Annotated in this window: 6 protein-coding genes; all 6 read right to left on the minus strand. The window is 39.9% G+C overall.

Going from position 1 to position 9,318, the window contains the following annotated elements; translation table 11 throughout:
* Positions 1 to 447: 447 nt before the first annotated feature.
* Positions 448 to 3,102 (minus strand): formylglycine-generating enzyme family protein, encoded by a 2,655-nt coding sequence (locus EWV66_RS03720; RefSeq protein ID WP_287109174.1) that lies wholly within the window; start codon positions 3,100 to 3,102, stop codon positions 448 to 450.
* Entirely contained in the window at positions 3,095 to 4,114 is a 1,020-nt protein-coding gene (locus EWV66_RS03725) for an AAA family ATPase (protein WP_287109175.1), read from the minus strand. The genes EWV66_RS03720 and EWV66_RS03725 overlap by 8 nt, the downstream gene beginning before the upstream one ends.
* Before the next feature lie 8 nt (positions 4,115 to 4,122).
* A complete protein-coding gene (locus tag EWV66_RS03730) occupies positions 4,123 to 6,099 on the minus strand; it encodes a VMAP-C domain-containing protein (RefSeq protein ID WP_287109176.1) in 1,977 nt (658 codons plus the stop codon).
* Positions 6,100 to 6,116: 17 nt separating this feature from the next.
* Positions 6,117 to 6,476 (minus strand): CU044_2847 family protein, encoded by a 360-nt coding sequence (locus tag EWV66_RS03735; RefSeq protein ID WP_024969526.1) that lies wholly within the window; start codon positions 6,474 to 6,476, stop codon positions 6,117 to 6,119.
* 88 nt (positions 6,477 to 6,564) lie between these two features.
* Positions 6,565 to 7,350, minus strand: a complete 786-nt coding sequence (locus EWV66_RS03740; RefSeq protein ID WP_287109179.1) for a DUF3782 domain-containing protein — start codon at positions 7,348 to 7,350, stop codon at positions 6,565 to 6,567.
* A gap of 68 nt (positions 7,351 to 7,418) precedes the next feature.
* On the minus strand, positions 7,419 to 8,105 hold the full coding sequence (locus tag EWV66_RS03745) for a hypothetical protein (protein WP_052277846.1): 687 nt from the start codon (positions 8,103 to 8,105) through the stop codon (positions 7,419 to 7,421).
* Positions 8,106 to 9,318 lie beyond the last annotated feature (1,213 nt).

Raw genomic sequence — 9,318 nt, forward strand, 5'->3', positions numbered from 1 at the left:
CGTTCAAAACCTCGCGTCTTCATCGGCCCGCGTCCTGTAGGGGCGAAGCATTCGGGCAATAACCTATCGGTGAAACCGGAGATTTTCTATCCGAATGCTTCGCCCGTACTTTTTCAGCACAGAAAACGGGTTTCTCCGAGAAACCCGTTTTCTGCTCATGGACACCCCCCTTATCAAGGGGGGCAGGGGGGATCGACACCCCCCTTATCAAGGGGAGCAGGGGGGAGAACCCAAATAACCAGATTTAGTAAGTAGTCGTGCAAAATTAATTTCCTAGTGAAGATAGGCAAGAGGCAAGAGGCAAGAGGCAAGAGCGGGGTTAGATATGTGTAATTAATTTTGCCTAGGTACTTATAACCCCTAAACTAATACACTTGTTCTATAGTATGCCCAAAAAAATTCCAGAAAAGGGAATGAGGGTAAAAAGGGAAAAAAAGAGGAAAAGGGTTACAAAGTCCCACCAGCACCCCACACCACCCGAAAACCGAGGTCGTAGTAGTTGAAGTCGCGACGGTTGAGGTTGCTGCGGTAAGCGGAACGGCAGACATTCGGATTGTTGCACCAAGAACCGCCCCGCAATGGAGAACGATTATCATTCCAATTTTCTGTCCAAGCACTGCCATCCGTCGGCGCACCATAATAATTATTGTGCCAGGTATCGGCGCACCATTCCCAAACGTTTCCGTGCATATCGTACAACCCGAAGGCGTTAGCTACCTGAAAATAGCCCACTGGGGTTGTTTTACTTCGATATTCTCCTGTAGATTCATCGGCATAAGTTTCAGTAGCTCGATAGTTAGCTAAATCTGCCGTTATCGTTTCCCCAAAGTGAAAGGCGGTTGTTGTCCCCCCTCTACAGGCATATTCCCATTCTGCCTCACTCGGTAGCCGATACTCCCGTTTTGTTTCCCTTGATAGTCGTTTACAGAATTCCGTTGCTTGATACCAGTTGACTTGTTCTACGGGTAGCTTATACCCTCTGAAGTGAGAGGGGTTTGTCCTCAGGTCGATGTCTATTTTAGCGGTTGCGGCGATAGCTTGCCACTGAGCTTGGGTGATAGGATAACGCCCCATGTAGAAAGAGGAAACGGTTACTCGGTGTGGGGGTTTTTCTCGTCTAAATCCATCCCAACCAAATTTTTTCACCAGTCTTTCGATTTCCTCGTCTTCGGTTCCCATCATAAATGTGCCGCCAGAGATTTCCATCAATTCCAATTCGACTCCCTCCGCTAGTTTTTCGACAATGCCTTCTGCTCGCCTTTTTTCCTTTTTAATTACCCATTTTTCTCGTTTAAAAGGATTTTGATACTGACGTTCTATGGTTGCTAGGGTAAATTCAAAGGTACGGGTTTCTAGGATTTCGATGGTGGCAACATCAAAGATAGAGGTTTTTAAGGGAGGTGGCGAGGGTTGAGGGATTGGAGGGGGATTAGAAATATTAACGGCGATTTCTTCGGCAAATTCTGCGTATTCTCCCCCCAGATTGCGTAAGACTTCGATGCTGACTTGAGCAAAGGGAAGAATTTTTTCTCTTTGTTCTGGGGGAAAGGTGGGTAGTAGGGTTAATAAAGCGACAAAACTGCGGATAGGACTTTTAATTTCCCCAGCAATATATTGGGAAATAGCATCGAGTACCTTGATAGTTTGTCGCCTACCGATAGCATCATTTAAGACTTGACGTACCCCGGGTAAAAAGTCATAGACTCGATACTGTCCTTCTTCATTTTCTACAATCGGTTTTAATAAACCTCCCATATAAAATTCTGCCACATGAACGGGACGCACTTCGTTTAAAAGAGTTTTACGAATAAGATTGACCACCTGCATACTTACCGGGGCAGCTGCCATCATTTTTGCTAATTTTTTGGCTGGTTCGGAAGCGGTGGCAAAAAATCGCTCGACTATTGCCTCGGCCTTATTTTTAATGCTGTTTTTATCCTCACTGTCTTGCTTATTTTCCTCTCTGGATATAGGGGAAATTTCAATAATTTGTTGTTTAATAAATTCTAAATCAAATAAAAAAGCGGAAATCTGAGCATTACCTGACCCAGCGACAACTTTTGCCCATTGTTTGAGGACTTCTGTTTCTAACGTGATTACGGGAATAAGAAGGGTATTTTGCCAGTTAATCGGTAGCCATTGGGGATAATTTTTTAAGATTAATTTCGGATTGGGAACACCAGCAGTTAAAGCAGTGGTAAAGAGTTTACGTCCCCGTCCTAGTTGGGTACTATTCCATAATCTTTCGGGGAAAAGTTGCAGAATAGCGGTGGGTTGTTTTTCTGACCAATCTTTTAACCAAGGATGAATTAAGGCTTTTTGCCAGAGAGGAGAGACACAATCACTTACTAGCAAAACTAATCCCCGTCCCCTGGGATGAATAAGTTCTTTATGGGGGTGATAACGTTGTCCCGGTTTACCTTTTTTTCTGCGTCTTACTAACTGTAATTCTTGATTATTTGAGGTTGATAGTTGCCAAACTCTGACGGTTTTAAATGCTCCTTGATTTTCTAAGAGATTTTGTAACTCATTAATTAATTCTCGCCAAATGAAAGAGGATCTAGATTCTTCTACTACTAATTCGAGGGTTAACCAGCGTTCCGGTTGGGGTTTAGTCACGGGTAGCCAAATATCCCTTTCTGCAATAAAAGAAGCGGTTGCTTCTTCATCTAAAATCGTTTTAGTTGCTGAGGGAACTTTTCCCATGAAAGGACGCAAAGCGCGACTAATAAAGAGTGCTGTCTGTAGTGCAGCGGCAGCAGGAACTTGAAAAGGAAAGTCTTGGATTGGGGTAGTTTTTTCTATTTCTTTGGGGAGAGATTCTTCGGTAATAATATCGACATTTGGCTGAGATTTTGATAGGTTATCTTCTGGAATCTCCTCTAAATTTTCCTCTATTTGATTAGAAGTTGATGAATCTATTGGCTGTTTATTTTCTGGAAATATTGGCGGTAATTGCAAGTCTTCAACACCCATTTGTAAGGCCAACCAGATACTATCAGCTACATCTTCATCACTGAGTTGTAACTGTTCAAGTAATCCTGTTTGCTCTAGATAATCTAATAGTTTTTTAATTGATGAATTGGATGGGGATTCACTCATCTTCTACCCTCCCCAAATCTTTCAAAAGTTGATTAATCAGGTCATCTTCAGTTGGTATAGCTCCTTTTTTGACCATAAAAATAGCATTAAGTAATTGATCCGTGGCTAGGGTTTGTGAATTGCGCTTTTGAATGAAGTTATCAATAAGTTTATCGATGTCTGGATTATTAGCAATTGTTTCTTCTAAATGTGCCTCAATTATTTTAATTAAGTCGGGTTTTTCCGGTTCTTTCATAGTTAAACGGAGACAACGACGCAAAAAAGGTGGGGGAAAGTCTCGTTCTCCATTGCTAGTTAAAATCACAAAAGGAAAAGCGTTACAGATAACTAAACCATCTTTTATAGTTGTTTTTATATCTTTCTGGGTGATGTCGGTTGTATCGGTATAAGCAGTGCGGACATTAACCTCATCCACTTCTCCTTTTAGCCTAACTAATTCGGGAATTTCAAAGCGTCCTTCTTCAAATAAGGTGAGTAAATCATTGGGTAAATCGATATCACTCTTATCAATTTCATCAATTAACAGTACTCTTGGCTTTTCCGACTCTAATAGTGCGGTTCCCAAGGGTCCAAGGGTAATATATTTTTCAATCTGTTTTAATTGGTCTTTTCGTTCTTCTGGGGTTAATTCTTTTTGCTCTCGTTCCAGTAATTTAACTTCCTGTAATCGACCGATCGCATCATAGTTATAAAGTCCGTCTTTTAGGGTAGTATGGGTGGTAATCGGCCAGTATAATACTTCTCCTAATTTTAATTCCTGGGCGACTTTATAGGCAAGAGATGACTTTCCTGTCCCTGGTTTGCCAGTTACTAATAAAGGTCGCCGTAAATACAAGGCTGCATTGACCATTTTAATTTCTTCGTCGCGCACTAGAAAGGTTTCTCCCCGATGCTTACGACGACTTTCTCCCGGTTGCTTTTCTTTGCCAAAAGGTCGCCAGCTGGGAGGGTCTGGTAATGTCCAAGCGTCTGTGGGAGCCTGATTTCCTTTAAAAATTTTCCAGTCTTTCATGATTCAATTTATGGCATCAAAAGTGGATAGTTGGGGGGAACAAGCTGGTAGTCATCCCAAAGTAATGATAAATGATTCCCAATATGATTATCTTCTAACCAAGCCGCAGAACGTCTATTTTTAATTATTTCTGGTAATTTCTCTAGTGGACATTGACAGATAGGGTCTAATTTTTCCTGACAGTTAAGTTCTTGGTTAGCATCGGGTCGTATCCACAGAGATAAAGGGATTCCAGTTTCGTATAAAATGGCTAGAATATTTTTTAACTCTAAGGAGTTTTCTTGACTGAGATTAGTTAACCTTGAACCGATAACATTGTTAAATTTATGATATTTGAGTATTTTATTCGGATGGTCATTATTTGCCAGAGGTTTTTTAAAAATAACTGTTTGCTGATTGTTTGATTCGATCAGTTTTTTGATTTCTTCTTCACACTTTAAAATTTGGGTGAGATTTTGCTGCTGTATATTCCGAAAAAGTTGGCATTTTTTGATCCATAAATAGGTTTGTTGATTGTTGATATTTTCGGCTGTTATTCGTTCTGAAAATCTCATGATTATCTCATGATCGACTCCCCAATGATGAGGATCGCAGCCTGTAGCTGTTGCCACTTCATCAATTGAAAATAAATCAATCGGTTTAATCTCTTTTTCAATAAATCTATAGGGAAGAAAAAATTGAACTTTTTCTAGGGAAGATTGACAGATATTTTCTGATTCTCGTTTAAATTTTTTTAGGTGATTAATCAATTCATTTTCTTGGAGATGATTACCCAGACTTATTCCTTCATTGGGTGTTAAAGATTGATATTCTCCACGTTTTTGAGGTTCTTTTTCTGTGGGATGATAATTGTTGATATCTTTAACAATCCAAGCTCTCAGCATTAAAGATTTGTTTTCCTCTGTAAGGGTAACAAATAAGCAGGGATTTTTGTCTGTTGATTTTTGAGCGATATTTTGTGAGCGATGATTAAGATTATTTTCTAAAGTATTGATTAAAACTTCCCATTTGGTTTGATATTTTTTTAGCCATTCTTTTAATAACTTTGCCAGAGCATCTGTTAAGTTTAACTGAATGATTAAATAGCCAATAAATATTTCTAACCAAGAAAATTTTGATTGAGAAGCATAGGTCAAATATCTTTCATCTAATTGATAGATTATTTCTATAAAATCAGACCAAGAGGAAGGAATTACTCTAGGTAAATCCACTAAATGATCCCTCACTTCAATTACTAAATTTTCATAAGCTGTATTAAGTTGATCTTGATAACTCTTGTTTTCAAATATACATCTAATCGAGGAGATAATCTCAGGAATTTTTCCTGCTATTTGTGCTATATCTAGCAACTTCTTCCAAGCTTTTAAAAGAACATTAGTAGGAATAAAAAATGCAGATTTTGCAAACATTTTTTCCTTATCAGCCATTACTGCCATCCCCACTACTCCCCCCAATTGCTCATCCCAGATAGCTGTCCCACTAAACCCACCTTCTACAGCATATCCTGTGCTTTTAGTATCTTCTATCTGAATTTTGTTGTTAGCAATATGACCTATTATCTTACCATCAGACCAGACACCTTCGTTTCTGGAAAAACCATAAGCTTTATAATTATGATCAGATAAATCTCCTATTTCAGAGGTAATTAAAGAAACTGGTTGAGCTTGTGAAGGAACTGAATATTTTAATCTTAAGATAGCAATATCTTGCGGATCATGGCTGTTAAATTTAACTGGATGCCAAACTTCTACGGTTGCTTCTAAAGATGTACCCGATGCAATGATAGGAGAATCACACTCAATAATATCAGTGGGTTTCTCAGGAGATGTCACTTCTAGTTTTAATGATTTATTAACAACATGAGCGCAGGTAATCAAGTATTCTGATGATATTAGAAATCCTGCCCCAACAATTTCTATTTTATCATCTTTATTTTGTCGTTGCTTATAAATTCTAACCACAGAAAATTCTAGAGATGCAACCATTATTTTTATCTAAGTCCTCATTGAGTAGATGATTGCTTATTTTTTTCCTTGTTATCCCATTTTAGGGTAATTTCATAGTTAACATCGGCGCTGCCAGATGCAATAATAGCCCCTAGTCCAACAGTCATTTTTATCCCAAACTTGACCTCTACCTGATCGGCCGGTTCATTCAAACTTTTAACCTTATTAATTATGGCATTTGCCACGGGTTTTATGCCATTTAATGCGTCTTCAAAAGACTGAGCGGCTTTAACAGCTATTTCATCTGTTAGACTAATAAGTTCATCTTCTGGTTTCGGTTTGGGTAAGGGTAACTTTTCATCCACCTCAATGTAAATAGTCCCCTCTTCTGAGGTAAATTCCACTAAACGAGTCATAAAAATTCTCCTGTTTATTTTATTGCGGTTGTCTAGACTTAATCTATCACAACTCCATCTTTTTGCTCTCCTGCCTAATTATATCTCTTTACCAAGTGTTCGGTTGAAAGTTAGCATCATTAATAATAGCCACCGTATCCCCAGAGGGTTTAATCACAAATAAACCTTTTTTATAAGCATAGCGATCGATTCCCTCGTTGATTTCAATTCCTGCCACTGCACCGTAAGCTCGATAGTTTTTGTAATGGGGAAAAGCGATTTTAAAACGAGTCAATTTTTCGATAAATTCATCTACATCATCTTGAGATAATCTCGATTTACATTCCACCACCACGAGATCGGTATCATCCACCCCTAGGATATCAATTTCCATGGCGATGCCTTGACGCTTGACTCTAGCGCGGGGATAAACTTCCTTAATATCAATGCCTTTCTCCTGAAAAAGCCGTAAAACTGCCGGTTCTACCAATTCCTCCACAAATCGACCCCAGCGAGTGGTCAGACTATCTACCGCTTTGCTGGTTCGTTCTACGGTGCGTTTCAGTTCTGCCATCGAGCGCTCGGCTTCGGCGGCACGGCGATCGCTTTCTAATTTTGCTTCGGCAGCTTGGCGCTCAAGTTCGGCAGCCCGGCGCTCGTTTTCTAATTTCGCTTCGGCGGCACGGCGCTCGTTTTCTAATTTCGCTTCGGCAGCTTGGCGCTCGCTTTCTAATTTCGCTTCGGCGGCACGGCGCTCGTTTTCTAATTTCGCTTCGGCAAAGATACGCTCCATTTCCGCTCGACGAAGATCGCTTTCCCTTAAACGGCGATCAAACTCCTCGGCGGAAGCGCGGAATAGCTGGTAAATATCCTCAAGGGTAACGGGTTCACTCATGGACTGACAGGGGGTGTCGATAGACGGGGGGATTTAACACCTACCTAATAATGCCTAATTATATCTCTTTACCAAGTGTTCGGTTGAAAGTCAGCATCATTAATAATTGCCACCGTATCCCCAGAGGGTTTAATCACAAATAAACCTTTTCTATAAGCATAGCGATCAATTCCCTCGTTGATTTCAATTCCTGCCACTGCACCGTAAGCTCGATAGTTTTGATAATGGGGAAAAGCGATTTTAAAACGAGTCAATTTTTCAATAAATTCATCCACATCATCTTGAGAAAATCTAGGTAGTAATTCGACTAAAACGAGTTCTGTATCATCCACCCCTAGGATATCAATTTCCATGGCGATACCTTGACGCTTGACTCTAGCGCGGGGATAAACTTCTTTAATATCAATGCCTTTTTCCTGAAAAAGCCGTAAAACCGCCGGTTCTACCAATTCCTCCACAAATCGACCCCAGCGAGTGGTGAGACTATCTACCGCTTTGCTGGTTCGTTCTACGGTGCGTTTCAGTTCTGCCATCGAGCGCTCGGCTTCAGCAGACCGGCGATCGCTTTCTAATTTCGCTTCGGCAGCTTGGCGCTCAAGTTCGGCAGCCCGGCGCTCGTTTTCTAATTTCGCTTCGGCAAAGATACGTTCCATTTCCGCTCGACGAAGATCGCTTTCCCTTAAACGGCGATCAAATTCCTCGGCCGAAGCGCGGAATAGCTGGTAAATATCCTCAAGGGTAACGGGTTCACTCATGGACTGACATCAAAAACAAAAACCTCTAATTATTTTAGCGATTCGATCGAGAAAACCGAGGAGGGCAAAAACGAGATGAATATTAAGAATTATATAAAAAGCTTGATAAATATGTACAAGTATCAGGGGCGGTTTTTGTTTTTTATAAAACTTCAAGCCCTTCTCGTCAAGGTGAAGTATAACCTAATGAGGTAAGTACCTAGGCAAAATTATTTACACATGACGATCATTGCCCCGTAAGGGTTTTAGCTCGATCGGGCAGGTAATTAATTTTGCATGACTACTTATTCTATGACAGCAATCCTCATTTTGAAAAAAATCAGATAAAATTCTCTTATTTATAGCGGTTTTCACCCCTGTGTGGCAATACTTCTCGGATAACGTCATTCGTGCGTTCACAATGAGACTGAAACCCTTATGATCCCGTAGGCGAGAAGCCCTAAAAAATCCTTAACCGAGAGGTATTGCCCTATGTGGTACATTTAAACTTTTGCTGATTAAGCTTTTTAATATCGATAAGTAGTCGTGCAAAATTAATTTCCTAGTGAAGTGAAGATAGGCAAGAGGCAAGAGGCAAGAGGCAAGAGGCAAGAGGCAAGAGGCAAGAGGCAAGAGGCAAGAGGCAAGAGGCAAGATCGGGGATGGATATGTGTAATTAATTTTGCCTAGGTACTTAATGTACCTCTTGCGAACAGGAAATGCTAAGTAGTCATGCAAAATTAATTACCTGCCCGATCGAGCTAAAACCCTTACGGGGCAATGATCGTCATGTGTAAATAATTTTGCCTAGGTACTTATAAATAGAGAACTTGTGTCGAAGCATTTTTTTTTAACAGATAATTATCATCCAATGCTGGAGATAGACAGGTTTTAAGAACTCTGTTCATGAAAAATCGATTTCAACTCATAAATTCAGATAAAATTCTAACAAAATTTTTAGTTTTTTTTGATGAATAGCTTTATTTTTTTCTTTAAGAGATATGAAATTTTCAACTAGAATTTACTTTTTTAACTGGACTTCCCCCATACATAAATACTAAAAAATTAACAAAACCCTTACTGCAGGTCGCTTCTAAGAAAAAATTGAAAAGAGACTACTGGGTACATTTTTGACTTGAAAATGGCTGTACCGTTGACTGTATCTGGAGTAGAGCGATTCCGTAGAGTTGGCTGTATAGTGATCGCTAACCTGATTTTAACAGATAGTGTCATT

Origin of the sequence: Microcystis sp. M_OC_Ca_00000000_C217Col (assembly GCF_007095585.1) — a bacterium.
Taxonomy (GTDB): domain Bacteria; phylum Cyanobacteriota; class Cyanobacteriia; order Cyanobacteriales; family Microcystaceae; genus Microcystis; species Microcystis panniformis.